Genomic DNA, 25006 nt, shown 5'->3' on the forward strand with positions numbered 1-25006 from the left:
CAGGCGGCGCCGCGCGGCTCAATGTGGCGGGCGACGCGCGGCTCACTTCGTCATTTTATGGCGGATCGCCCCGGCTTGCGACGACGCGGGCACGAAGCTCGCAGACGGCTTACGGCGGGCTTGGCGCGCGGCCTTGTTGCAGTGCCGCAGGCCGCGTGCCACGTGCACTGCGCTCGCCGCTCGCCGCGCGGGAACGGAGCCTCAGTCGCGCCGCGCGTTCAGCACGATCTGCGTGATGACGCCCGCAACCAGCCCCCAGAACGCCGCGCCGATCGACAGCAGCGTGAGACCCGAGGCCGTGACCATGAAGGTCACGAGCGCCGCTTCGCGCTCCTTCGGGTTTTGCATCGCGTTGGTGAGGCCGCTCATGATCGAGCCGAACAGCGCGAGCGCCGCGATCGACACGACCAGCGCCTTCGGAAACGCCGCGAACAGCGCCGCGATCGTCGCGCCGAAGGTGCCCGCGATCAGATAGAACACGCCGCACCAGACCGCCGCCATATAGCGCTTCGTGCGGTCTTCGTGCGCGTGCGGGCCCGTGCAGATGGCCGCCGTGATCGCCGCGAGGTTCACGCCGTGCGAGCCGAACGGCGCGAGCACGAGCGAGGCGAGGCCGGTGGTGGCGATCAGCGGCGAGGAGGGCGCGATGGTGTGGTCGTAGCCGTCGGCGCGCAGCACCGCAATGCCGGGCACGTTCTGCGAGGCCATCGCCACGACGAACAGCGGAATGCCGATGCTGACCACGGCCGTGAGCGAGAACGCCGGCATCGTGAACACCGGTTTCGCAACGGCCACGTGGAACTGGCTGAAGTCGAGCAGGCCGAGCGCGGCGGCCGCCGCGATGCCGATGGCGAGCGTCGCCACGATCGCATAGCGCGGCACGAAGCGCTTCACGATCAGATAGCCGAAGAACATGGTGAGCACGAGCGGCGTTTGCACCTGCGCCGCGTGAAAAATCTCGATGCCGATCTCGAACAGGATGCCCGCGAGCAGCGCCGCGGCGATGCCGGCGGGAATGCGCTTCATCAGCGTGTCGAACCAGCCCGTGAGGCCCACGGCCGTGAGCAGCACCGCGCAGACGACATACGCGCCGATCGCCTCCGCATACGGCACGTGCGGCAGCGAGGCGATCAGCAGCGCCGCGCCCGGCGTGGACCACGCCACCACGATGGGCGCGCGGAACCACATCGAGAGGCCGATGGTGGTCACCGCCATGCCGATAGAGAGCGACCAGATCCACGAGGAGATTTGCGCGTCGGTGAGATGCGCGGCCTGGCCTGCCTGGAACATCAGCACGAGCGAGCTGGTGTAGCCGGTCATCATCGCGACGAAACCGGCCACGATGGTGGCGACCGAGGTGTCGGCGAAGGGCCGCAGCGGTTTCCGTCTGAGGCGCGCGGGCGCCGGGCTCGCGGGCAGGTCGGGGGCGGAAGGCGCGGTCATGCGGGGAATCTCCTGGAGCGGGCTGACAAGGCAAAAGCGCAAAGCGCGCAAAAAACAGCGGTGCAACGATACAACGACTCGGCGCCACGACAAAAAGGCGGCGCGTGTTCTACGCGCCGCCGCAAGAAAACGGAACGGGCGCGGGCGGCTATTTGCTTAGCGTGCGCATCGCCGTTTCGAGCCCGGCGACGGTGAGCGGATACATGCGGTGGCCGAGTATCTCGCGAATGATCGACACCGACTGGCGATACTCCCACAGCCGCTCGGGCTCGGGATTGAGCCACGCGAAATGCGGGAACTGGTCGGCGAGGCGCCGCAGCCAGACCGCGCCCGGTTCGGCATTGTTGTACTCGACCGAACCGCCCGCCTGCAAGACTTCGTAGGGACTCATGGTCGCGTCGCCGACGAAGATGAGCTTGTAGTCGGGCGTGAACTTGTGCAGCAGGTCCCACGTGGGCGTGCGTTCGGCGTGGCGGCGGCGATTGTTCTTCCACAGGTAGTCGTACACGCAGTTGTGGAAGTAGTAGAACTCCAGATGCTTGAACTCGGCCTTGGCCGCCGAGAACAGTTCTTCGGTGCGCTTGATGTGATCGTCCATCGAGCCGCCCACGTCGAGCAGCATCAGCACTTTCACGTTGTTGTGGCGCTCCGGCACCATCTTGAGATCGAGCCAGCCCGCGTTGGCGGCCGTGCTGCGGATCGTGTCGTTGAGATCGAGTTCTTCGGCCGCGCCCTCGCGCGCGAAGCGGCGCAAACGGCGCAGCGCGACCTTGATGTTGCGCGTGCCGATTTCCACCTGATCGTCGTAGTCGCGGTAGGCGCGCGCGTCCCACACCTTCACGGCGCTGCGTTCGCCGCCTTCGCCGCCGATACGGATGCCTTCCGGGTTGTAGCCGCCATGCCCGAACGGCGAAGTGCCGCCCGTGCCGATCCACTTGTTGCCGCCTTCGTGGCGCTCCTTTTGCTCGTCGAAGAGTTCCTTCAAGCGATCGATGAGCTTGTCGAGGCCGCCCATCGCTTCGATCTGCGCGCGTTGCTCGGGCGTGAAGTCGCGCTCGAGCCGCTTCTTGAGCCAGTCTTCGGGAATCTCGAACGCAAGCTCCGACTTCTTTTCGATGCCGCGAAAGTACGCGCCGAACGCCTGATCGAAACGATCGAAGTATTGCTCGTCCTTCACGAGCGTCATGCGCGAGAGCCAGTAGAAGTCGTCGAGCGACGGCGCGATCACGCGCGCCTTGAGCGCCTCGACGAGCGTGAGGTACTCCTTCACCGAAACCGGCAGCTTCGCGTCGCGCAGCGTGTAGAAGAAGTCGATCAGCATGCGGAAGTCTCCGTCGGGCGTGCCGCGTTCAGCGGTTGTGACGGTTCATGTAGATGAGCCGCTCGAACAGCGTCATGTCCTGCTCGTTCTTGAGCAGCGCACCCGCGAGCGGCGGCACGGTCTTCGAGCCGTCGGCGGCGCGCAACGCTTCCGGCGGAATGTCTTCGGCGAGCAGCAGCTTGAGCCAGTCGAGCAGTTCGGACGTCGAAGGTTTTTTCTTCAGGCCCGCCACGTTGCGCAACTCGAAGAAGCTTTCGAGCGCGGCGCTGAGCAGTTGCTTGCGGATGCCCGGGTAGTGAACCTCGACAATACGCTGCATCGTGGCCGGGTCGGGGAAGCTGATGTAGTGAAAGAAGCAGCGGCGCAGGAAGGCGTCGGGCAGTTCCTTCTCGTTGTTCGACGTGATGATGACGAGCGGCCGCTGCTTCGCCTTGACGAGCTGGCGCGTCTCGTACACGTAGAACTCCATGCGGTCGAGTTCGCGCAGCAGGTCGTTCGGGAATTCGATGTCGGCCTTGTCGATTTCGTCGATCAGCAGCACGCTCTGCTGCTCCGACTCGAACGCCTGCCACAGCACGCCCTTGACGATGTAATTGCCGATGTCCTTCACGCGTTCGTCGCCGAGCTGCGAGTCGCGCAGGCGCGAAACCGCGTCGTATTCGTAGAGACCTTGCTGCGCTTTCGTGGTGGACTTGATGTGCCACTGCATGAGCGGCATGCCGAGCGCGGCCGCGACTTCCTCGGCGAGCATGGTCTTGCCCGTGCCGGGCTCGCCCTTGATGAGCAGGGGGCGCTGGAGGGTGACGGCGGCGTTGACCGCGAGCTTGAGGTCGTCGGTGGCGACGTACTGCGAAGAACCTTCGAAACGCGTGGACGGCATGGTGAATCCGCTCGCTTGGAAAAAATCCCAGTATAAGTCAGATGCGGTGGTGCGTCGGGAGGGGCTCGCGTATCGTGACTGCGCGCTGGAAGGCGGCCGTGCGATCGAGTTGAGGTGAGCTTTTTGCGACCTGCGCGCGCACGTTGTGGGCTCGCCAGGGATGACCCTCATGCGCGCGCCGCGAGTTGCCGCGAGTGCCCGCCACGCGGGACGAAGCGCGCGCGGCGCGGGTCGCCGGCCCCCCCGAAAACCCCGCCAAAGCCCGCCAGGCGTGGCGCGGCCAATGGACGGCCGGCGCGGCGTCGCGGTATACTCGGACCGATTTTTTTCGGCCTGCACGGCGACCCAAAAGTAAAACAGCAGTAATGCGGCGCAGGCCGTGGCCTGCGGTTTCGGGCGTTCGAATCCCCTCAAGCCAGGTTGGATGCTATGAAAAAAATTGTCGGCAGGCGCGTCGTCATCGGAGCGGTTTCGGTGCTGGCGGGCTTCGCAGTCTCGGCTCACGCGGACGTCGTGGGCAATGCGAAAGCGGGTCAGGGCAAAGTGGCGATGTGTATCGGCTGTCATGGTATTCCCGACTACCGCACCGCCTATCCCGAGGTCTATCACGTGCCCATCCTGGGCGGCCAGAACGCCCAGTACATCTCGAACGCGCTGCACGGCTACAAGAAGGGCGACCGCCACTTCGAGACCATGCACGCCATCGCGACCTCGCTTTCCGACCAGGACATCGCCGACATCGCGGCCTATTACTCGTCGCAAACGGCCGAGTCGAAGAACAATCCCGAGAAGTAACCGGCAGGAGACCTTATGAACAAGCCCCATACGGCTGTGCCTTCGCTTGCCGGTCAATTCTCGCGCGGCAACCTGAAAGTTGCGGGCGCAACCCTTGCGCTGGCGCTCGCCGCCGCGCTGGCGCCCGCGCGCGCTGAGGCCGCCGACGCCGCGCACGGCAAGGCACTCGCCGACAGCCACAATTGCGCGGCCTGCCACGGCGCGAATCTCAACAAGCCCGTGAGCCCCGAATATCCGAAGCTCGCGGGCCAGCACTCCGATTACATCTACTGGGCGTTGCGCCAGTACCAGATGGGCAACGGCAATCCGCATCTCGGCCGCAACAATCCGATCATGCAGGCGCAGGTGCAGAGCCTGTCGCAGAGCGACATGAAGGACATTGCCGCCTACATCGAATCGCTCAAGGGCGATCTGATCGACAAGAAATAAAGGCGCGTGCGGCGCGCGTCATGCATGCCGCATCGATACGACAACACCCCGCGCGGGCCGCATGACGGCGAGCTGGCGCGGGGTGTTTTTTCGTCGACGGAAAAACGGCGTAGATTCAGCCGCGATCGCGCGTGGCGCGGCGCTCGATGCGCGCGAGATAGGCGTCGGTGTCGGGCGGCGTGTTGGTGCGCTGCGCTTCCCAGATGGTTTCGCCGAGGCATTCCATGATCGCGTGCTGCGCGTCGTGCGTCGAACCCATGCGCGCGGCGAGGCGGTCGTGCGCCGCGCGTATGCCGGGCGGCTGGTCGATCGACAACTGTTCGCTGATCGCGAGATGCATCGACAGATGCAGGAACGGATTGCTCTGGCCGCGCTCGGGCGAGTAATCCTGCGCGGCGGCGGCCTCGGCGTCGGTCAGCTCCGCGTGATATTCCGGATGCTCGACGATCCAGTCGGCGGCCATGGCCTCGAGCGGGGTGAGGATTTCGCCCGCGCGCTGCTTGCGCCAGGTCTCGGTGAAAAAGCGACGGACTTCGTCGCGGCTCGGATTGAACATCGTGATTCGTATGCCGTTGATGCGCGTGAATCGCGTTCAGGTTTGGGCCTGCGTCGCGATGGAAACCACGCGCGGGAATGCGGGGAGATATCGATTCTACGCCGGGCGCCGCGCACGCGTTTCAGCGTCCGGCGATCCGGCGGCCCGGCGCTCAAAGTTCCGGCGGCGGGGTTTTCGGGCGGAACTCGCACAGCGGCTCGATCACGCAGTGCCAGCACTCGGGCCGGCGCGCCTTGCACACGTAGCGGCCGTGCAGGATCAGCCAATGGTGCGCGTCCTGCAGGAATGCCTTCGGCGTGAATTTTTCGAGCGCGATTTCCACCGCGCGCACGTCCTTGCCGGGCGCGAGCCCCGTGCGGTTCGCCACGCGAAAGATATGCGTATCCACGGCGATGGTCGGATGCCCGAACGCCGTGTTGAGCACCACGTTCGCCGTTTTGCGCCCCACGCCGGGCAGCGCTTCGAGCGCCTCGCGCGTTTGCGGCACCTCGCCACCGTGCTCGTCGATGAGAATGCGGCACGTGGCGATCACGTTCTTCGCCTTCGTGCGGTACAGGCCGATCGTCTTGATGTAATCGGCCACGCCTTCCTCGCCGAGCGCGAGCACCGTCTGCGGCGTGTTCGCCACGGGAAACATCCGGCGCATGGCCTTGTTCACCGAAACGTCGGTGGCCTGCGCGGAGAGCATCACGGCGATCAGGAGTTCGAACGGCGTGCTGAACTCCAGCTCCGTCGTGGGATGCGGATTGATGCTTTGCAGCGTTTCGTAGATGGCGTGGCGCTTGGTGGCGTTCATGCTCGGTGCGGGCGGTTTATGTATCGATGGCGTATCGGCAGGCTTTACGATGCGTCGTCGCCGGGCGTCTTCGGGGCGGCGTTTGCGTCTGACGAATCCGTCGCCGCGGTCGGCGTGACCTCCGCGCCCAGACCGAGACGCTTGCGGCGCGCTTCGGCCGCGTCGATCTGCGCCTGCACGTCGGCGCTCACGTTCTGCGTGTTGCGCGGGCCGGCGCCCTGTTCGGCGAGTTCGGCTTTCTTGCGCCGCGCGCGTTCGAGCGCGGCCTGGATGATCGCTTTCTTCTTCGCTTCGGCGTCGTCGGCGGCGTTCGCGGGGGGCGCGGCGTTCGCGTTTTGCGAGGCGGCGTCGCGCGCAGGTGCGTCGCCGGCCGAAGCCGGTGCCGAGGGCGCCGCGGCAGTCGACGCAGAATCGGCCGCGGCCGGCGCGCTCGTCGCGGCGCGGCGCGCGGCCGCGCGCGCTTCCGCCGCGTGCCGCTCGGCGGCCTGACGCGCGAGTCGGCGGTCGTGGCGCACGCGCGCCTCGTCGGCCTGCTGTTGGGTCCAGGCGTCCCAGCCGGTGGCGTCGCCCGTCACCGGAATCATCGCGATGCAGTCGACCGGGCAGGGCGCGACGCACAGGTCGCAACCCGTGCACTGGTCCGCGACGATCGTGTGCATCTGCTTGGGCGCGCCCACGATCGCATCCACGGGACACGCCTGCATGCACAGCGTGCAGCCGATGCACGCCTGTTCGTCGATGAACGCGACCGGGCGCGGCCGCTCGACGCCGTTGTCGGGATTGATCGGAATGACGGGCTTGCCGAGCAGATGCGCGAGGCGCGCAACGCCCTCGGCGCCGCCCGGCGGGCACTGGTTGTAGTTCGCGGTGCCGTTCGCGACCGCTTCGGCGTAGGGCCGGCAGCCGTCATAACCGCACTTCGTGCATTGCGTCTGGGGAAGCAGATCTTCGACGCGATCTGCGAGGGTTTTCGGATCGTTCACTGTGGCGACTTCTGGGGCGGGCCGCGCGGCCTCGACATGACCGGCGCGCGACCTCGATATACGCTGCGAGATGGACGCGGCCCGCGCGTGACCGGCTCGCGGCCCGCATGCAAACATCCGGTGATGAACGGGTCGCGCGGCCCTGCCGTGCGGCGATGCAAAACCGGCGTTGCGCGGACGCTGCGCGGGCAATGCGCCGGCGATCGACGTGCCGTAGCGGGGCGATGGGCCGGTCGCGCGAAAGCGGCGCCAAAGCGTGCATTATCGCCGATTTCCCGCATTGCCATCGGCAGGCCATGTGCCATAATCAAAGCGCTTAATGCGGAGCCGAAGAACTCGCCGAGCCGCATCGGGCAAAGTCGCAGGCGCCTCGAGACCTCAGGCAGGTAGTACCGCGAGGCGCAGCAGAGCCACAGAGGGCGAATACGTCGCGGGCATAGACCGGCGACGCACAAGAACGAACGCAAGACCGTAGGTCGGAGGGTGTCTGTCCATTAACCTGGCGCGCCCCGTAGATCGTTGCTGCTTTCGCGGGCTAGGAGAGGCCCGTTAAAGGCTCGGCCAGATGGATGGCCCGGCAGCGTGAACCGGACAACGCGGCTTACCGAGATCCTGCCACCATGAATCAGCCAAAAATCAAAAGAGATCCTGAAGGCACCCGCCGCCGCATTCTGCTCGCGGCAGCCGAGGAGTTCGCCAATGGCGGCCTGTTTGGCGCCCGCGTCGACCAGATCGCGCGTCGGGCGGAAACCAACGAGCGCATGCTTTATTACTACTTCGGCAGCAAGGAGCAACTGTTCACCGCCGTGCTCGAACATGCGTTCGGCGCGCTCAACGAAGCCGAACGCGCCATCGATCTGGCCGGACTCGCGCCCGTGGAAGCCATCACGCGGCTCGCGCATTTCGTTTGGGACTACTACCGCGATCACCCGGAATTGCTGCGTCTCGTGAACAACGAGAATCTGCATGAAGCGCGCTATATGCAGAAGTCCTCACGAATCCGCGAAATGATTTCGCCGATCGTGACCACGCTCGGCACGATTCTCACGCGCGGCGAGTCGGCGGGGTTGTTTCGGGCCGGCATCGACCCGTTGCGGCTGTACGTGACGCTCTCGGGCATGGGCTATTACATCGTCTCGAACCGCTACACGCTCAATGCCACGCTCGGCCGCGATTTCAGCACGGCGGCGGAACGCGCCGAGATCATCCAGCTCAATACGGAGATGCTGCTTGCGTATCTGATGCGCAAGTAAGGTCGCGCGAGCCGGCAGCACCCATTTAGCGGCTTCAATAAGCACGGTTTTCCCGGCCCAGAAAGCAACGCGCGCCGTCCGGTTTCCCGGCACGGCGCGCGCTGTCGTGCGTGCGTTTATTAAGAGCGGCAGGCTTACGCGACCACGCTCGTGGCCGTTTGCGTACGCGACGACGGCTTGCCCGCGGCGATTTCGCGCTGGCGAATGAATTCGCGCAGCTGCGGATAGATGATGGTGCGCCAGCGGCGGCCCGAGAAAATGCCGTAGTGGCCGCACTTTTCCGCGGTCAGGTGATGCTTGAGCGGCTCGGGAATGCCCGTGCAGAGGTCGTGCGCGGCGCGCGTCTGGCCCGCGCCCGAGATGTCGTCGAGCTCGCCTTCCACGGTGAGCAGCGCCGTTTCCTTGATGTCCTGCGGGCGTACGCGTTCGCCGGCCACGTCCCACGTGCCCTCGGCGAGGCTGAATTCCTGGAACACCGTGCGGATGGTCTCGAGGTAGTACTCGGCGGCCATGTCGAGCACGGCGTTGTATTCGTCGTAGAACTGACGATGCGCTTCCGCGTCTTCCTCGTCGCCGCGCAGCAGGCTCTTGTAGAAGTCCCAGTGCGCCGTGGTGTGGCGGCCGGGGTTCATCGCCACGAAACCGGCGTGCTGCAGGAAGCCCGGATACACCTCGCGGCCTTCGCCCGGATAGTTCGCGGGCACCGGATGGATCACGTTGTTCGCGAACCAGTCGAGCGAGTGCTCGGTGGCGAGCGAGTTGACGGCCGTGGGGCTGCGGCGCGCGTCGATCGGGCCGCCCATCATCGTCATGGAAAGCGGCGTGTCCTCGCCGCGGCTCGCCAGCAGCGAAATGGCGGCGAGCACCGGCACCGTGGGCTGGCACACCGAGATCACGTGCAGGTTCTTCGCGCCGATATGGCGGATGAAGTCCTGGATGTACGCAACGTAGTCGTCCAGATGGAACGGGCCGGCGTCGAGCGGCACCATGCGCGCGTCGATCCAGTCGGTGATGTAGACCTTGTGATCCTGCAGGAGCGTGCGCACGGTGTCGCGCAGCAGCGTGGAATGGTGGCCCGAGAGCGGCGCGCACACGAGCACGGTGGGCTCGTCCTTGAGCGCCGAAACGGCGCCCGGATCGTCTGCGTAGCGCTTGAAGCGCAGCAGGCGGCAGAACGGCTTTTCGACGATGGTCTGCTCGACGATCGGAATATTGAAGCCGTCTTTCGTGATCTGGCGGATGTTGAACTCGGGCTTTTCGTAGTCCTTGCCGAGGCGGTACAGCAGCTCGTAGCCCGCCGCGAGGCGCGGAGCGCCCGGCACGAGCGAGAACGGGCTCGAAGGGTTCGTAAACGATTTCGAGGCGGCCTGGGCCCAGGCGGTCAGCGGGCTCAGCAGCGCGCGCTGGAATTCACGAATTTGATAGAGCATGGGCGCTCCGCTACATGGGGCGGCTCGCAGCGGCGGCGCGCTTCTGGCGCGGCGCCGGCGCGGGCCGGCGGGGTTGGTCGGTCAGTCTCGTGCTGCCGTGGTTCGCGAGGCGAACGCACCGGCGGTCAGGCTAGTTATCGGCCGCCGCCGAGGGCGGCTTTAGGGTGGCGCGGCCGCAACGCCCGTCCCACCCTCTGTCCCTCGATACGACGTTCGTTGTGCAATGCAACAACCCCAGTGTAACCCAGCTTGGGGAAACGCATCGGGCGCGCTCGAACCCGCGTGGTTTCACGCGTTTTGTCACGATCTCGACACATGCCGAACGCCGCCCGCCCACGTCACGACGCCTGCGCGATATCGGCTTCGATCAAGTTCGCCGCCATTTCCGGATGGCCGGTTTCGGAGGCCATTTCCTGCTCGTGACGCATCAGGTTCAGGCCCGTGTGCACGAGCGCCACGTGCGAGAACGCCTGCGGGAAATTGCCGACCAGCCGGCCTTCGATCGGGTCGTACTCCTCGGCGAGCAGGCCGACGTCGTTGCACAGGCCGAGCAGGCGTTCGTACATCGCGCGCGCGTCGTCCATGCGGTTTTGCAGCGCGAGGTTGTCGACCAGCCAGAAACTGCACGCGAGGAAGGTGCCTTCGCCGGGCGGCAGGCCGTCGTTGAAGTCGGCGGTGCGATAGCGCATCACGAAGCCTTCGCAGAGCAGATCGCGCTCGATGGCCGCAACCGTGCCCTTGATGCGCGGGTCCATGGCCGGCAGGAAGCCCACCAGCGGCATCAGCAGCAGGCTCGCGTCGAGGTCCGTGCCGTCGTAGATCTGCGTGAACGAATTCAGCTCCGTATTGAAGCTGCGCTCGCAGATGGTGGCATGGATCGTGTCGCGCATCTCGATCCAATGGTCCATCGGTCCCGGCAGATCGAATTTTTCCGCCGATTTGATCGCGCGGTCGAACGCGACCCACGCCATCACTTTCGAGAACGTGAAGTGCTGGCGGCCGCCGCGCGTTTCCCAGATGCCTTCGTCGGGCTCCGACCAGATTTTCTCGAGATGCACGAGCATCGCGCACTGGATCGACCACGCGGTGTCGTCGGCCTGCAGGCCGCCCACGCGCGCGAGGTGCAGCGCGTTCATCACCTCGCCGTAGACGTCGAGCTGCAACTGGCCCACGGCGTTGTTGCCCACGCGCACGGGTTTGGCGCCTTCGTAGCCGTCGAGCCATTCGAGTTCGAATTCGGGCAGACGGCGTTCGCCGGCAATGCCGTACATGATCTGCAACTGCTCGGGCGAGCCGGCCATCACGCGGCCGAGCCACGCGCGCCACGCGCGCGCTTCGTCGTAGTAGCCGCCGCGCATCATCGCGAGCAGCGTGATGGTCGCGTCGCGCAGCCAGCAATAGCGGTAGTCCCAGTTGCGCGTGCCGCCGAGTTGCTCGGGCAACGAGGTGGTGGGCGCGGCGACGATACCGCCCGTCGGTTCGTAGGCGAGCGCCTTCAGCGTGATGAGCGAGCGGCGGATCGGCTCGGCCCAGCGGCCCTTGACGGTGCCGCGCGAGGCCCATTCGGACCAGAAGTTCTCGGTGCGCGCGAGCGCCGTGAACGGGTCGCGCGGCGGCGGCAGGCGCAGATGCGAGGCCGCGTACGAGAGCGAGAAGGGCACACGTTCGCCTTCCTTCACCTCGAACTCCGCGGTGGTGTGCATGTTCTCGCCTTGCAGATCCACGGGCGTGCGCAACACGACGGTGTCCGGGCCCACCGTGGCCTTGATGCCGCTTTCGTAGGTGAGGCGGCTGACCCACGGCACGGAGTAGCCGTAGTCGAAGCGCAGGAACAGTTCGCAGTTCATGCGCACGGTGCCGCGTTTGCCCACGACGATGCGCACGAGTTCCGACCAGCCGTTGCCGGGCGGCATGAAGTCGATGAGCGTAACGGCGCCCTCGGGCGTTTCGAAATCGGTTTCGAGGATCAGCGTGTCGCCGCGATAGCGACGCGTGGTCTTGACCTCGATAGGGGTGCCGCCTTCCGGTTGCGCGGGCGCGATGAGCCAGCGGCCGTTTTGCTCGGTGCCGAGCAGCGCGGCGAAGCACGCGCCGGAGTCGAAGCGGGGCCAGCAAAGCCAGTCGATGGAACCGGCGCGGGAAACGAGCGCGGCCGTGTGGCCGTCGCCGATCAATGCATAGTCTTCAATAGGAGCGGGCATGGTAAGCAGATTGACAGCGAAACGCGAAGATCAAAGACAAAGCGGCCGCAAGCAAACTGTTTGCGGCCGCGTCCTGGCGGCATGCACGCACAAGAGTAGTTGCTGCGGCGCGCACTGTGCAACGCGTTTCGCATGACATTGCGAGCAATAGCACGCTGCACGAACGTCAATAAACGTTCAGCGAACGACGCCACGCGCGCCGTTTTCCGGCTTAAAAATGGCCGCCGGTGCCGAACAGGCCGACGATCCCGATGATGATGAGGTACAGCGCCACGATGAAATTGAGCAGTCGCGGCACGGCGAGAATCAGAATGCCTGCGATGAGCGCGGCGAGCGGCCCGATGGCAAGGTGAACGTTCATGATGGCTCCTGGAAGCGGCGTGAAGGTTACGTGAAGGCGGGTTGTGAGATGGCTCGTTGTACGAAAGATTCGGTCGTGCTGGACGTTTCGGGGCCTTGCGCGCGCAACCTCTCTTATACTCAGACCACAAAAAAGGAGGTCGACATGTTCCTTCGTCACGTCGTTGCAAACGCCATGCCCGCAGCCTCCCCCCGCGCGCTCCGATCGACGGAACGATCGAAAAATCAGTCGATGAAGCTGTCTATGAAGCGGTCCACGCGCGCTTCGCTCCCCACCTTCCTCAAAGGCCTCGTTTTCATGGTTTCCGTTGCCGCGTCGTCCGCATTTGCACAAACCTCGACGGCCGCGACCGCAGCACAGCCTCCCGCCGACGGCGTCTACGATCTGGTCGTCGGCACCTATACGGGCGGCAAGAGCGAGGGCATTTACGTTTATCGCTTCGACACGAACACCGGCGACGCGCAGCAGGTGAGCGTCGCGAAAACGGTGAACCCGTCGTATCTCGTCGTCAGCCGCGACAAGCGCTTCGTCTACGCCGTCAACGAACTGCCCGGCGACAACGGTCCCGCGAGCCTGCGCGGCGACGTGAGCGCATTCGGTTTCGACGCCGCGAGCGGCCAGCTCACGTTTCTCGACAAGGTCTCCGCGCAAGGCAACGATCCGTGTTATCTGAGCCTTTCGCCCGACGGGCGCTATCTGTTCGTCGCCAACTATTCGGTGGCGGCCGACCCCGGCGGCAGCTTCGCGGTGCTGCCCATCCAGCAGGACGGCAAGCTCGGCGAGGCGGTGCTCGGCGTGCATCACGAAGGCGGCGGCCCGGTCAAGGGGCGCCAGGACAACGCGCATGTCCATTCCACCGTGTTCTCGCCCGACGGCCAGTACCTGTTCACGCAGGATCTCGGCACCGACAAGCTCTACGCGTATCGCTACACGCCCGACGGCAGCCGCGGTCTGGTCGGCCCGACCGAATGGCGTTACACGGAGATGAAAGCCGGCAGCGGCCCGCGCCATCTCGTGTTCGGCAACGACGGCCGCTACGCATACCTCACGAGCGAACTCGCGGGCACCGTGAGCGCGCTGCGCTACCACGACGGCCATCTCACGGTCGAACAGGTCGTGAAGCTCGCCGAGCCGGGCTTCACGGGCGCCGTGGGCGCGGCCGCGCTGCATCTTTCGCCGGACGGCAAGTTCCTTTACGTGTCCAATCGCGGCGACGCCAACGACATCTCGATCTTTGCCGTCGATGCCGCGAGCGGCAAGCTCACGCGCGTGGGCCGTCAGGCGAGCCTCGGCAAGTCGCCGCGCGAGTTCGCCATCGACCCGACCGGCCGCTGGCTGATCGTGGGCAACCAGAACAGCGACACCGCCTACGTGTTCCGCCGCGACCCGCAAACCGGTCTGCTCGCGCCAAACCCGAAGCGTATCGACATCGGCTCGCCCGTCGACTTCAAGTTCGTCGCGCCCTGACGCCGTCACGTCGTTATTCGGCGCGGCGCGCGGCCGTGCCGGCTGCGGCATGCCGCGTGCTCGCAAGGGCGCATCGTGCGTGACGCGCATGCCGGCCGGCGGCGCGTTCGCGTGACGACTTCTGCGAGGCGGCCTTATGCGGGTTCCGCGGGTTCGGCGGGGTCGGTCGACGGCTCAGTGGGTCAATCGGTCGGGTCGGTTGCTGCGTCGCTGGGGGCGAGCGAAAACGACCGCCGGGTCGCGCGCCTCGGCCGTTGCGATCGCGCTCGCGCTGAGTGGCGGCGTCGCGTTGCCGCAAGACGCCCATGCCGGTTGCGACTATTCGGGCGCGTGGCTGCAAGGCGCCTGCGGGCGGGTCGCGCGCGTCTGGAACGACGGCACGTGGGACGCTTACGTGACCGGTTACGGCTGGCATATCGACGGCTTCACGGCCGAGGAGCGCCATGCGATCAACGCGAAGTCGTGGGGCGGCGGCTTCGGCAAGCACTACACCGACGCCAACGGCAACGAAGACATCCTGTTTTTCCTGGTATTCCTGAATTCCCACGACAGCCCCGAGCCGATCGCGGGCTGGGCGCGCCAGTGGTACACGAAGCCCGTGCTCGGCGGACTCTCGCTCGGCGGCGGCTATTTCGCGGGTATTTCGGCGCGCAACGACGTGGCGCACTACGTGCCGTTTCCGCTCGTGTTGCCCGTGGTCTCGCTGCGTTATCGCAAGGCCTCGCTGATGGGCACGTTCATTCCGCGCTTGCCCGGTGGCGCGAATCCCGGCGATCTCGGGTTTTTCTGGGCGCGCTACGAGTTCTAGCGCGTGTTGTTCGCATGCCGTTTCGCTGGCGGCCTCATTGCAGCACCAACGAAAAAGCGCGGCCGAAGCCGCGCTTTTTTATCGTCGCGAGGCGAAGGGCGCTATTCCGCTGCGCCGCCCGGCACCAGTACTTCGCGGCTGCCGTTGATGCCCATCGGCGAAACGAGGCCCGCCGCTTCCATCTGCTCGACGAGCCGCGCCGCGCGGTTGTAGCCGATGCGCAATTGCCGCTGCACCGACGAAATCGACGCGCGCCGCGTGCGCACGACGAACGAGACGGCTTCGTCGTAAAGCGGGTCGGCTTCGGCTTCGGGGGCGTCGCCGAACAGGTCCTGCGAGGCGCCTTCGGACGCGGGGCCGTCGAGAATGCCTTCGACGTATTCGGGCTCGCCGAACTGCTTCAGATACTCGACCACGGCGTGCACCTCCTCGTCGGCGACGAACGCGCCGTGCACGCGCTGCGGATAACCCGTGCCCGGCGGCAGGAACAGCATGTCGCCCTGGCCGAGCAGCGACTCGGCGCCCATCTGGTCGAGAATCGTGCGCGAGTCGATCTTCGACGACACCTGGAACGCGACGCGCGTGGGAATGTTCGCCTTGATGAGACCCGTGATGACGTCGACGGAAGGGCGCTGCGTGGCGAGAATCAGGTGGATGCCGGCCGCGCGCGCCTTCTGCGCGAGACGCGCGATCAGCTCTTCGATCTTCTTGCCGGCGACCATCATGAGGTCGGCGAGTTCGTCGATCACGACCACGATCATCGGCAGCGGCGAAAGCGGCTCGGGCGCTTCGGGCGTGAGCGAGAACGGATTGCCGATCTTCTTCTCGTGCGCGGCGGCGTCGCGGATCTTCTGGTTGAAGCCCGCCAGATTGCGCACGCCCACGGCCGACATCAGCCGGTAGCGCTTCTCCATTTCGCCGACACACCAGTTGAGCGCGTTGGCCGCGAGCTTCATGTCGGTGACCACGGGCGCGAGCAGGTGCGGAATGCCTTCGTAGACCGACAATTCCAGCATCTTCGGGTCGATCATGATGAGCCGCACGTCCTCGGGCGTCGCCTTGTAGAGCAGCGAGAGGATCATGGCGTTGATCGCCACCGACTTGCCCGAACCGGTCGTGCCCGCAACGAGCATGTGCGGCGCCTTGGCGAGATCCGTGACCACGGGCAGGCCGACGATGTCCTTGCCCATCGCGATCGTGAGCTTCGAAGGCGAGCGCTGATACGGCGTCGATTCGATGATCTCCGAAAGCCGGATCATCTGGCGGCGCGCGTTGGGCAGTTCGAGGCCCATGCAGGTCTTGCCCGGAATCGTTTCGACCACGCGGATCGACGTGAGGCCGAGGCCGCGCGAGAGATCCTTCATCAGGCCGACGATCTGGCTGCCGCGCACGCCGAGCGCGGGTTCGACTTCGAAGCGCGTGATGACCGGCCCCGCCGAGGCGCCCACCACGGTTACCGGCACCTTGAATTCCTGCAGGCGCTGTTCGATGAGCTGGCTGGTGTCGGCGAGCTTCTGCTCGGACACCGGCTCGATCTCCGACGAAGCGCGATCGAGCAGATCGATGCCGGGCAAGTCGACCGCCGACGCCGCGAGCGGCTGGAACTCGAACGTCGTGGGCGCATGGCCGCGCACGGGTTGGCGTGCGGCGGCCTCCTGCGCGGGTTCGGGCTGCGCGGCCGGTGCCGGCGACGCGGCGGGCGTGACGTCGATGGGTTGGGCGGACTCGATCGCTTGCGCCGAGTTCGGCGTGTACGGCGGCGCGACGGTAGGCGCTGCCGGCTGCGGGTCGTCGGACCGCGGCGGCGTGACGGCCTGCGGGTCCTGCGCGGGCGTCTGGGCGTGCGATAGAGCGTCGGTTCGATCGGCGGTCGGATATTCAGCCGGTGCCGCGTGCGTGGCGGCCTGCGTGAGTGCGGGCGTGATCGCAGGCGTCATTGCAGGCGCAACAGGCGCAACAGGCGCAACAGGCGCGGTCTCGCCAGCAACGTGTTGCGGATGACCGGCCGGCGCCGCGGCGGGCTCGACCTGCGGTGCGACGTGAGGTGCGACCTGCGGTGCGGCGTGATCGGCGGCGTAATCCGCGCTGTGTTCTGCGACGAGCGGCGCGGCGGCTTGCGGCGTCACGTGCACATGCACATGGATCGGCGCGGCGGCTGCGGGATTTTCGTCGATGCGCGCGCTGGGCGAGGTCGTCGTCGGCGCGAGGTCGGCGCGGGCTTCGTCGGTCGCGCCGATGCGATTTGCTTGCGTGTCCGTGTCCGTGTCCGTCTCCGTATCCCCGTTCCTCGCCGCGATACCCGTGCGGGTTTCGTCATGCTGCGCGACAGGCTGCGGTTCGATCGCGGCGACGTTCTGCGCGTGCGGTGCCGCCGCCTCTTCGAAGTCGTGAGCGAGACGCGGGAAATGGACGATGCTCGACAGCGCGGTTGCCGCGTCGTCGACGATCGGCGCCGGTGTCGTCGCTTCGGTTGCGATGGCCGGATGCAGCGGCGTCTCGATTTGGCGCTCGCCTTCGGTATCGCCGGCCGCAGCGCGATCGGCGTGGTCATTCGAGGCGTCGTCGGCCGGGTCGTCGTCGAGCAGCATCCACGGCATGCCGTGATCGAACGTCGACATCGGCATCGCGGTGGCGTAGTCGTGCGCGGGCCCGGTCGCGGTGGGCGTAGGTGCGGCCGCCGCTTCGCCCGCTTGCGAGTGCGCGGGTTGCCACGGCGCGGCGGCGGTCACTTCGGGCGCGTCATGCGTGGCGGGCGCGCCCGGAGGAACGGTAGGGGAGGGGACGACGGCATCACGCGCGACATGTTGCGCGACCGTATCGCGGGCCGGTTGCGTCGTTCCGTCGATGGCGGGTGCGCTTGCGCTTTCCTCGCGGCGCGGCGTATCGGACGCGGCGACGGGCGTGACAGTGGGCGCGACCGTTTGTGCGGGCGTAGGCGCCATCGGCGCGTACGATTCCTGAACCGCAAACTGAGCCGCGACCGTTTGCACGGGCGCATGTGCCATCGACGATTGGGTTAGCTCCGCCGCAGACTGGCCTGCGGCGCCAGGCGCGGGCGCCACAGGCGATTGGGTTACCTGTGCCGCAAACTGAGGCGCGGCTTCCGGCGCGACCGTGTGCGCTGGCGTGGCGGCCACCGGCGATTGAGGTACATGAGACGCAAACTGAGACGCGGCTTCCGGCGCGACCGCATGAGCCATCGGCGAGTTCGTCACCGCGCTCGCGATTGGCGACGCGGCTTCCGGCGCGACCGCATGAGCCATCGGCGAGTTCGTCACCGCGCTCGCGATTGGCGACGCGGCTTCCGGCGCGACCGCATCAGTCGGCGAGGGCACCTGACCCGCAACCGGCGATGCCACCTGCGGCACGACGATCGGGAACGGCGTCGGCTCGTGCGTTGCTTCTTGCGCCGGTAAATGCGCCGGTAAATGTGCTGATACTTGCGCGCGGGCTTCGGCCGCGTCGGCTTGTGTGCCAGCTTGCGTCGGCAACGGCACATGCGCGTTGGGGTGCGTCGACGTCGGCATGGGCGAGACGTTCGGCGCTGCCGCCACTCCGGCATGACGCGCCGGTTCGGCGGTCGCGAGTCCGGCGGGCGCGTCGAGATTGCGGCGCGCGAGGCTTGCGCCCGCGAGCGACGTCCAGCGCGCGGCGTTTTCTTCGATCGACCGCAGCGTTTCGAGCACGCTCATCGAGAGCGGCGCGTCGGACGGCGCGGGATTCACCGGTGCCGGGCGCGAGTAAGCGGGCGTTGCCGTTGACAGCGCACCGTTGCGCGACGACGGAATCGGCGGACGGCCGACGGTACGCGCGGGTTGCGCGGGCCAGACGAACGGGCGCGGCGGCTTGGCGGCCGTGCGCGGCGGCGCGGCGGCCGCGGCGCGCGCGGCCGTGCTGCCTGCCACGGGCGGCGGCGCCGAGCGGCGCGGCACGGCGGGTTGCGCGAACGGCGACGTCAGCGGATCGAGCGCGGCCTGATTGGCGTGATTGACGTGTTGTGAAACCGAGCCCATCGAAGCCGGCATGCCGGCCCCCGTCGCAAGCCCGGCACCGGGACCGCGTGCCGCACCCAGCGCACCGGCCGCGCCCGCGAGCGTTGCGCCACCGTGCAGGGCCGCCGCCGCCGTGGCGCTGCTCGTGGCCGCCATCGTGGCGCGCGCGGCCGCCGAAGTCGCGCTGGCGCGCACCGGCGCCGTATCGGCGCGCCATGGCGCATTGGGCTGCGCGGGCACGGGCGTGCCGGGCACGTTGCCCATGCCGCGCGCCGTCGGGCGGCGCGGCTCCGCGAACGGCGGATTCGGCGATACGGCGGGCATGCCCAGCGGTGCGGCCGCCGGAAGCGGCGCACGCGATGCGGCGCCTTGCATCGTGCGCGCGGCCTGGGTCGTCTGGACGGCTTGCGCAGCTTGTGCCGCTTGTGCCGCCTGAGCGGGAATCGGCGAGCGCGTGCCGCGCAGCCAGTCGGCGGAAGCGGTCGGTTCGGCGCGCGTCCACGGCGCGGAGGCGTCGATCGGCGAGCCGAGCGCCGGTTCCGCGCGCCACGGCTGCGGCGCCTGGCTCAAGCCATTGCGCGCGCCCGCCGCGGCCGATGCCGATGCCGATGCCGATGCCACCGAAGCGCCCACGCCCGCGGCCAAGGTGGCCGCGCGTGCGCCGTCGCGGCCTTCGCGCGCGTCACGTCGTGCGGCGCGCTCGTCGCGTTCATGGCGCGAGGGCGGACGCCAGATCGTCGGGCGGCGGCGGCGCGAGTCGCTCTCGGGGGCGGTGGGAAGCGAGGTCGCGCCGTGCGCGTACGCGTCGTCGTCAGGGTCGGCGGCGGCGCGGCGGCTGCGGCGTTCGCTACGCCCGCGGCGGTCGTCGTCGCTGCCGCGTTCGCGCGCGGCGCGGATATTGAGGCCGAGTCCGAGCGAAATGTCGGCCCAGACGAGGAATTCGCGCCAACGGAAATCGAGCAGCCACGGCAGGCTCGTCAGCATCAGCGCGAGCATGATGAGCGGCGCGGCCACATGGCCGACGAGCTTGCCGAGGCCGCCCGCGACAAAGTGGCCGAACGCGTCGAAGCCGGCGATGTCGAGCAGCGACGCCTCGAGCGCGCAACTCGCGACGAACACGCCGAGAAAGCCGAGCCAAAGGCGGATCGTGCCGGGTCCGCGCAAGCCCGCGCCGCCCGGCAGCACGGTCTTCACGAGACGCCAGATCAGGGGGAGGAACCAGACGGCCGAGATGCCGAACCAGCCAGGAACTACCGTGTGCATGCCGAAGATAAACGTGTTGAGGGTGTGCGACGTGTCGAGTGTAACCGCTCGGCCCGGGTGAACCGCGAACCGCATCGACGCGCCATGGCGCCGGAAGTTTCGTTCGCGCCTGGATTCACGGCAAAACTCACGGAAAAATTCGCCGCAAAAAAACAGCCGCGCCGGGCGAGGGCGCGGCCGGCGCCGGATACGGCGCTCATTGCGAATTCAGCGAATTCAGCGCGTTCATTGCGATGGCTGCGCGGGCCGCATATCGGCCGCCGAAGCCGCTGAAGCCGGCGCCGCGCCGGTTGCGCCTTGCGGCGCGAACGTCAGGTGGTCGCCGTTGTCGAGCACGAGCAGCAGTGCCTGCGGGTCGCGCATCTGCACGCCGGAGCGCGCGATGTGCGTGAGCGCGTCGAGATACGAAGTTTCGACCGCGCCGCCCGCGCCCACGCAGGCCATGCGCGTGCCGCCGAGCTGGCCGAACGAAAGCAGACCGTTTTTGAGCGTGTAGCTGCCGAAATAGCGGTTGCAGCCCGAATAGCCGCTCGCGCGCCGCTGGCCGCTGTCGGTCGAGAGGTCGAGCGTGATCGGGCGCGCGCCGGGCGAAGCCGCCGCGCCCGCGTCGGCGTTGGCGCCGGGCAGGTCGCGCAGCGCGCCGTCGGCGCGCTTCCATTCGGTGAGCTGCCAGTGCGTGTTGTCGAGCAATTGGGTCGCGGCGGGCGCGAACGGATCGGGCGGCGGCGCCGACGCATCCTGGTGGATGGGCAGCTTGCACGCGCAAACGAGCAGCGCGGCGGCGAGCGGGGCCGCGCGCGAAGCGAGCAGTCGCGCGGAAAAACGCCGCACGGGGCGCAAGCGCAGGCTTGAGGGCATCGCATCGGTCCTGGTAATCGACGAAGGCGTAAGGGTAACGCACCGCGCCGCACCACGCGAGCGTCAAACGTGCCCGCGCCCGTCCGAAGGCTGGCGCAGCCGGGCGCGGACCGGATCGTCACGGGCGGCCCCGCGCGCCAGAAACGAGCGGCGAGCGGGCGGGGCCGCATGTTAACATCGGCGCTTCCCCGCATTCCCGCCTCACTGTCATTCTGGAGACATCATGCAGACCGGCCCCCGCATCGGCACGCCGCTTTCCGCTTCCGCCACCCGTGTCATGCTGCTCGGCGCTGGCGAGCTCGGCAAGGAAGTCATCATCGCGCTGCAGCGTCTGGGCGTCGAGGTGATCGCCGTCGATCGCTACGAAAACGCGCCGGGCCAGCAGGTCGCGCATCGCGCGCACGTCATCGACATGGCCGATCCCAAGGCGCTGCGCGCGCTGATCGACGCCGAGCGCCCGCACCTCGTCGTGCCCGAGATCGAGGCGATCGCCACCGACGCGCTCGCGGCGGTCGAAGCCGAAGGCGTCGCCGAGGTGATTCCCACGGCGCGCGCCGCGCAGCTCACCATGAACCGCGAGGGCATCCGCCGCCTCGCCGCCGAGGAACTCGGCCTCGCGACCTCGCCGTACGCGTTCGCCGATTCGCTGGAAGAACTGAAGGCGGGCATCGCCAAGGTCGGCTATCCGTGCGTGGTGAAGCCGGTGATGTCGTCGTCGGGCAAGGGCCAGTCGGTGCTGCGCAGCGACGCCGACGTCGAGCGCGCGTGGGAGTACGCGCTCGCGGGCGGCCGCGTGAACCACGGCCGCGTGATCGTCGAGGGCTTCATCGACTTCGAATACGAAATCACGCAGTTGACCGTGCGCGCCACCGACCCGGCGAGCGGCGCGGTGCAGACGTATTACTGCGATCCGATCGGCCACCGGCAGGTGGACGGCGACTACGTCGAGTCGTGGCAGCCGCAGCCGATGAGCGCGAAGGCGCTCGAACGCTCGCGCGAGATCGCCCACAAGGTGACCGAGGCGCTGGGCGGCCGCGGCCTGTTCGGCGTCGAGCTGTTCGTGCGCGGCGACGAAGTGTGGTTCTCCGAGGTGAGCCCGCGTCCGCACGACACGGGTCTCGTCACGCTGGCGTCGCAGCGGTTTTCCGAGTTCGAGCTGCACGCGCGCGCGATTCTCGGTTTGCCCGTCGATACGACGGCGCGCGGGCCGTCGGCGTCGGCGGTCATTTACGGCGGCATGGACGCGCGCGGCATCGCGTTCGAAGGCGTGGCCGATGCGCTCTCGGTGCCGGGCGCGGACGTGCGGTTGTTCGGCAAGCCGGAGAGCTTCGTGAAGCGCCGCATGGGCGTCGCGCTCGCCACCGGCGCCGATCTCGAAGAAGCGCGCGCGCGGGCTCGCGCGGCGGCCGCGGCGGTGCGTCCGGTCGCGGGCGACGCGGCACAATAAATCCGCTTGCTTCGTGCGCGCGGCTTGATCCCGCACAAGCTGCGCGCACCGCCTCTAGCCGATAATCGCGGCCCTCCGCCGCACCCGCGATATCCGTGGTGTGCATGTAGCGGGTTATCGTGTCGGTGCAGGCCGAAGGTGAATTCAGTATGAGCAACGTGTTCTTCGTTCGTGTGGCGCGCTGGGTTGGCGCTGCGTTGTGCGCGACTGCGCTGGCGGGTTGCGGCGTGGCGGCGGCGCCGTGCCGTGTGGCATCGGCGGGGTTGAAGATCGTGCCGCTGGTCGGGCATCTCGCCGCCGCGCCCACCGATGCCTGCGCCGATGTGATCGATCCTTGAACTGCGGCCGCGCCCGTATGTCCCGATACATGCCACGCCAGGAGAACACGATGATCCACGTCCGCGCCGGCGCACGCTCGCCGGTTTCTTTTTCGTCGCGCCTGAAGTGGGCGCTCGCGTTGGCCGGTGCGCTGACGGCGTTCGCCGCGCCGCTCGCGCAAGCCGCGTCCGGTGGCGCGTCGCTCGAAGTGCCCGGCATCAAGGTGCAAACGCGCCACACCTTCAGCTACACCTGCGCGAGCGGCGCGAACTTCAAGGTGACCTACTTCAACGCGGCCAACGGCCAGAGCTTCGCGCTCGTGCCCGTGGACGGCCGCAAGCTGCTGTTCGTCGGCGTGATCGCGGCCTCGGGCGTGCGCTATGTCGCCGACCGCTACACGTGGTGGACCAAAGGCCCCGGCGCCGATCTCTACGACACCGCTTCCGGCGACAGCGCCAAACCCGTTCTCGCCGGCTGCGCGACCATCATGCGCTGACGCGCGCTGTCCGCAGACGCCGTCCATTCCGCCGACCAGGCCGCAAAGGCCGAACACGCTGGCCGCGCAGGCAATCGAGCCTGCGCGATTCACGACGCCATCCGCTGCGCCGGAGTAATCTGTCGGGCATCGTGGACGGCCGGCCGTCATACGTCGCGCGCCCCGCGCCGGCTTCCTCCGCATCCCGTCACACCACGACTCTGCCAGCGAGGTTGTCGATGAAAGCATCGGATCTGTTCGTCAAGGCGCTCGAAGCCGAAGGCGTCGATTATGTGTTCGGTATTCCGGGCGAAGAAAACCTCGATCTGCTCGAATCGTTGCGGCGCTCGAAGATTCGTCTGATCGTCACGCGTCACGAACAGGCCGCCGGTTTCATGGCCGCGACTTACGGCCGGCTGACAGGCCGCACGGGCGTGTGTCTCGCCACGCTCGGCCCGGGCGCCACCAACTTCGTGACCGCCGCCGCCTACGCGCAACTGGGCGGCATGCCCATGCTGATGGTCACCGGCCAGAAGCCGATCAAGTCGAGCAAGCAAGGCCACTTTCAGATCGTCGATGTCGTGCGCATGATGGAGCCGCTCACCAAGTACGCGCGGCAGATCGTCTCCATCGGCAATATTCCGGCGCTCGTGCGCGAGGCGTTTCGCCAGGCCGAGCAGGAGCGCCCCGGCGCCGTGCATCTCGAACTGCCCGAGGACGTGGCCGACGAAGAAGGCGACGGCAAGCCAATTCCCAAGAGCTACAGCCGCCGTCCCGTGGCCGAGGAAAAGGCCGTTGCGCACGCGGTGGCGGCGATCTGCTCGGCGCGCCATCCGCTGCTGATGATCGGCGCGGGCGGCAACCGCAAGACCACGCGCAACGTGCTGCGCGAATTCGTCGACGCGACCGGCATTCCGTTTTTCACCACGCAGATGGGCAAGGGCGTGATCGACGAATCGCATCCGCTCTGGCTCGGCAACGCCACGCTATCGGACGGAGACTTCGTGCACCGCGCGATCGAGCACGCCGACTGCATCATCAACGTCGGTCACGACGTGATCGAGAAGCCGCCGTTCTTCATGCGCAGCGCCGAAGACAAGACCGTGATCCACGTGAATTTTCTCGGCGCGGAAGTCGACCCCGTGTATTTCCCGCAGATCGAAGTGGTGGGCGATATCGCCAATGCGGTGTGGCAACTGAAGGAGCAACTCACGGACAGCGTCGAGCGGCGCGAGCACGCGTGGGACTTCGCGCGCTTCGAGGAGATCAAGCGGCACTTCGAGGCGCATCTGGAAAAAGGCCAGCACGACGCGCGCTTTCCGATCTATCCCGTGCGGCTCGTGCACGACGTGCAGAGCGCGATGCCCGAAGACGGCATTCTGTGTCTCGACAACGGCATGTACAAGATCTGGTTCGCGCGCTACTACCGCGCACGCGAGCCGAATTCGGTGCTGCTCGACAACGCGCTCGCCTCGATGGGCGCGGGGCTGCCCTCGGCGATCGCCACGAAAATCGTGCATCCGCAGCGCAAAGTGGTGGCCGTGTGCGGCGACGGCGGCTTCATGATGAATTCGCAGGAAGTGGAAACGGCCGTGCGCCTGAAGCTCGATCTCGTGGTGCTGGTGTTGCGCGACGACGCGTTCGGCATGATCCGCTGGGAGCAGGAAAACATGAATTTCCCCGACTACGGCATGACGCTGCAAAACCCCGATTTCGTGGAATACGCGCGCAGCTACGGCGCGAAAGGCCACCGCGTGCGCGCCGCCGACGAACTCGCGCCGCTGATGGCCGAGTGCTTCGCCACGCCGGGCGTACATGTGATCGACGTGCCGATCGACTATTCCGACAACGAACGCGTGCTCAATCGCGAGATCAAGCGCTTGAGCGCGCAGTTGTGAGGCGCGGGCGGTGTCGGCCTGACAGCGATTCA

General features: G+C 67.3%; 20 protein-coding genes. 9 read left to right on the forward strand and 11 right to left on the reverse strand.

The genetic code is table 11. From position 1 onward, the window contains the following. Positions 1-201 precede the first annotated feature (201 nt). The 3 genes from FAZ98_RS03960 to FAZ98_RS03970 form a co-directional block, all read right to left on the reverse strand. On the reverse strand, positions 202-1323 hold the full coding sequence (locus FAZ98_RS03960) for a benzoate/H(+) symporter BenE family transporter (RefSeq protein WP_233272691.1): 1122 nt from the start codon (positions 1321-1323) through the stop codon (positions 202-204). Positions 1324-1591: 268 nt separating this feature from the next. Next, the gene (locus FAZ98_RS03965; protein WP_158948988.1) at positions 1592-2764 is read right to left on the reverse strand and encodes a vWA domain-containing protein; all 1173 of its coding nucleotides are present in this window, start codon (positions 2762-2764) and stop codon (positions 1592-1594) included. A gap of 28 nt (positions 2765-2792) precedes the next feature. After that, a complete protein-coding gene (locus FAZ98_RS03970; RefSeq protein ID WP_158948990.1) occupies positions 2793-3644 on the reverse strand; it encodes an AAA family ATPase in 852 nt (283 codons plus the stop codon). Between the two features lie 429 nt (positions 3645-4073). Between FAZ98_RS03970 and FAZ98_RS03975 the strand changes: the two genes are divergently transcribed. Then, entirely contained in the window at positions 4074-4439 is a 366-nt protein-coding gene (locus FAZ98_RS03975) for a c-type cytochrome (RefSeq protein WP_158948992.1), read from the forward strand. 15 nt (positions 4440-4454) lie between these two features. Beyond that, positions 4455-4868 carry a c-type cytochrome gene (locus FAZ98_RS03980; protein WP_158948994.1) on the forward strand — a complete coding sequence of 138 codons (414 nt, stop codon included), beginning with the start codon at positions 4455-4457 and terminating at the stop codon, positions 4866-4868. Positions 4869-4983: 115 nt separating this feature from the next. On the opposite strand, the gene FAZ98_RS03985 is transcribed toward FAZ98_RS03980, so the two are convergent. From FAZ98_RS03985 to rsxB, 3 genes are all read right to left on the reverse strand, one after another. Continuing rightward, the gene (locus FAZ98_RS03985; protein ID WP_158948996.1) at positions 4984-5424 is read right to left on the reverse strand and encodes a DUF1841 family protein; all 441 of its coding nucleotides are present in this window, start codon (positions 5422-5424) and stop codon (positions 4984-4986) included. A gap of 151 nt (positions 5425-5575) precedes the next feature. After that, positions 5576-6220 carry an endonuclease III gene (nth, locus tag FAZ98_RS03990; RefSeq protein ID WP_158948998.1) on the reverse strand — a complete coding sequence of 215 codons (645 nt, stop codon included), beginning with the start codon at positions 6218-6220 and terminating at the stop codon, positions 5576-5578. Positions 6221-6264: 44 nt separating this feature from the next. Further along, positions 6265-7203, reverse strand: coding sequence for an electron transport complex subunit RsxB (rsxB, locus tag FAZ98_RS03995; protein WP_407672033.1), 939 nt, complete (start codon positions 7201-7203; stop codon positions 6265-6267). A 620-nt stretch (positions 7204-7823) separates the two neighbouring features. Between rsxB and FAZ98_RS04000 the strand changes: the two genes are divergently transcribed. Then, on the forward strand, positions 7824-8456 hold the full coding sequence (locus FAZ98_RS04000; protein WP_158949002.1) for a TetR family transcriptional regulator: 633 nt from the start codon (positions 7824-7826) through the stop codon (positions 8454-8456). A gap of 134 nt (positions 8457-8590) precedes the next feature. Here the strand turns inward: FAZ98_RS04000 and FAZ98_RS04005 are convergent, their stop codons facing one another. From FAZ98_RS04005 to FAZ98_RS04015, 3 genes are all read right to left on the reverse strand, one after another. Further along, the gene (locus FAZ98_RS04005) at positions 8591-9886 is read right to left on the reverse strand and encodes a polyhydroxyalkanoate depolymerase (RefSeq protein WP_158949004.1); all 1296 of its coding nucleotides are present in this window, start codon (positions 9884-9886) and stop codon (positions 8591-8593) included. Between the two features lie 338 nt (positions 9887-10224). Further along, positions 10225-12087, reverse strand: coding sequence for a glycoside hydrolase family 15 protein (locus FAZ98_RS04010; RefSeq protein WP_158949006.1), 1863 nt, complete (start codon positions 12085-12087; stop codon positions 10225-10227). Between the two features lie 211 nt (positions 12088-12298). Continuing rightward, entirely contained in the window at positions 12299-12448 is a 150-nt protein-coding gene (locus tag FAZ98_RS04015) for a DUF3096 domain-containing protein (RefSeq protein WP_158949008.1), read from the reverse strand. A gap of 243 nt (positions 12449-12691) precedes the next feature. On the opposite strand from FAZ98_RS04015, the gene FAZ98_RS04020 reads away from it, so the two are divergent. Then, positions 12692-13915, forward strand: coding sequence for a lactonase family protein (locus tag FAZ98_RS04020; RefSeq protein ID WP_233272656.1), 1224 nt, complete (start codon positions 12692-12694; stop codon positions 13913-13915). 289 nt (positions 13916-14204) lie between these two features. Then, positions 14205-14723, forward strand: coding sequence for an antimicrobial peptide resistance and lipid A acylation PagP (locus tag FAZ98_RS04025; RefSeq protein ID WP_233272657.1), 519 nt, complete (start codon positions 14205-14207; stop codon positions 14721-14723). 101 nt (positions 14724-14824) lie between these two features. Here the strand turns inward: FAZ98_RS04025 and FAZ98_RS04030 are convergent, their stop codons facing one another. Both FAZ98_RS04030 and FAZ98_RS04035 read right to left on the reverse strand, forming a co-directional pair. Continuing rightward, positions 14825-19978 carry a DNA translocase FtsK gene (locus FAZ98_RS04030; protein ID WP_158949012.1) on the reverse strand — a complete coding sequence of 1718 codons (5154 nt, stop codon included), beginning with the start codon at positions 19976-19978 and terminating at the stop codon, positions 14825-14827. A gap of 225 nt (positions 19979-20203) precedes the next feature. Then, the gene (locus tag FAZ98_RS04035; RefSeq protein WP_158949014.1) at positions 20204-20836 is read right to left on the reverse strand and encodes an META domain-containing protein; all 633 of its coding nucleotides are present in this window, start codon (positions 20834-20836) and stop codon (positions 20204-20206) included. A 223-nt stretch (positions 20837-21059) separates the two neighbouring features. Between FAZ98_RS04035 and purT the strand changes: the two genes are divergently transcribed. The 4 genes from purT (at position 21060) to FAZ98_RS04055 (ending at position 24974) form a co-directional block, all read left to right on the forward strand. Further along, complete coding sequence (gene purT, locus FAZ98_RS04040; RefSeq protein WP_158949016.1) at positions 21060-22283, forward strand: formate-dependent phosphoribosylglycinamide formyltransferase; 1224 nt, start codon at positions 21060-21062, stop codon at positions 22281-22283. A 149-nt stretch (positions 22284-22432) separates the two neighbouring features. Beyond that, positions 22433-22621: a DUF6726 family protein gene (locus FAZ98_RS04045; protein WP_158949018.1), complete on the forward strand. Its 189-nt coding sequence runs from the start codon at positions 22433-22435 to the stop codon at positions 22619-22621. 50 nt (positions 22622-22671) lie between these two features. Then, positions 22672-23097 carry an MliC family protein gene (locus FAZ98_RS04050; RefSeq protein ID WP_158949020.1) on the forward strand — a complete coding sequence of 142 codons (426 nt, stop codon included), beginning with the start codon at positions 22672-22674 and terminating at the stop codon, positions 23095-23097. A gap of 218 nt (positions 23098-23315) precedes the next feature. Next, complete coding sequence (locus tag FAZ98_RS04055) at positions 23316-24974, forward strand: acetolactate synthase large subunit (protein WP_158949022.1); 1659 nt, start codon at positions 23316-23318, stop codon at positions 24972-24974. Positions 24975-25006 lie beyond the last annotated feature (32 nt).

Source organism: Paraburkholderia acidisoli, from assembly GCF_009789675.1.
Classification (GTDB): Bacteria; Pseudomonadota; Gammaproteobacteria; order Burkholderiales; family Burkholderiaceae; genus Paraburkholderia; species Paraburkholderia acidisoli.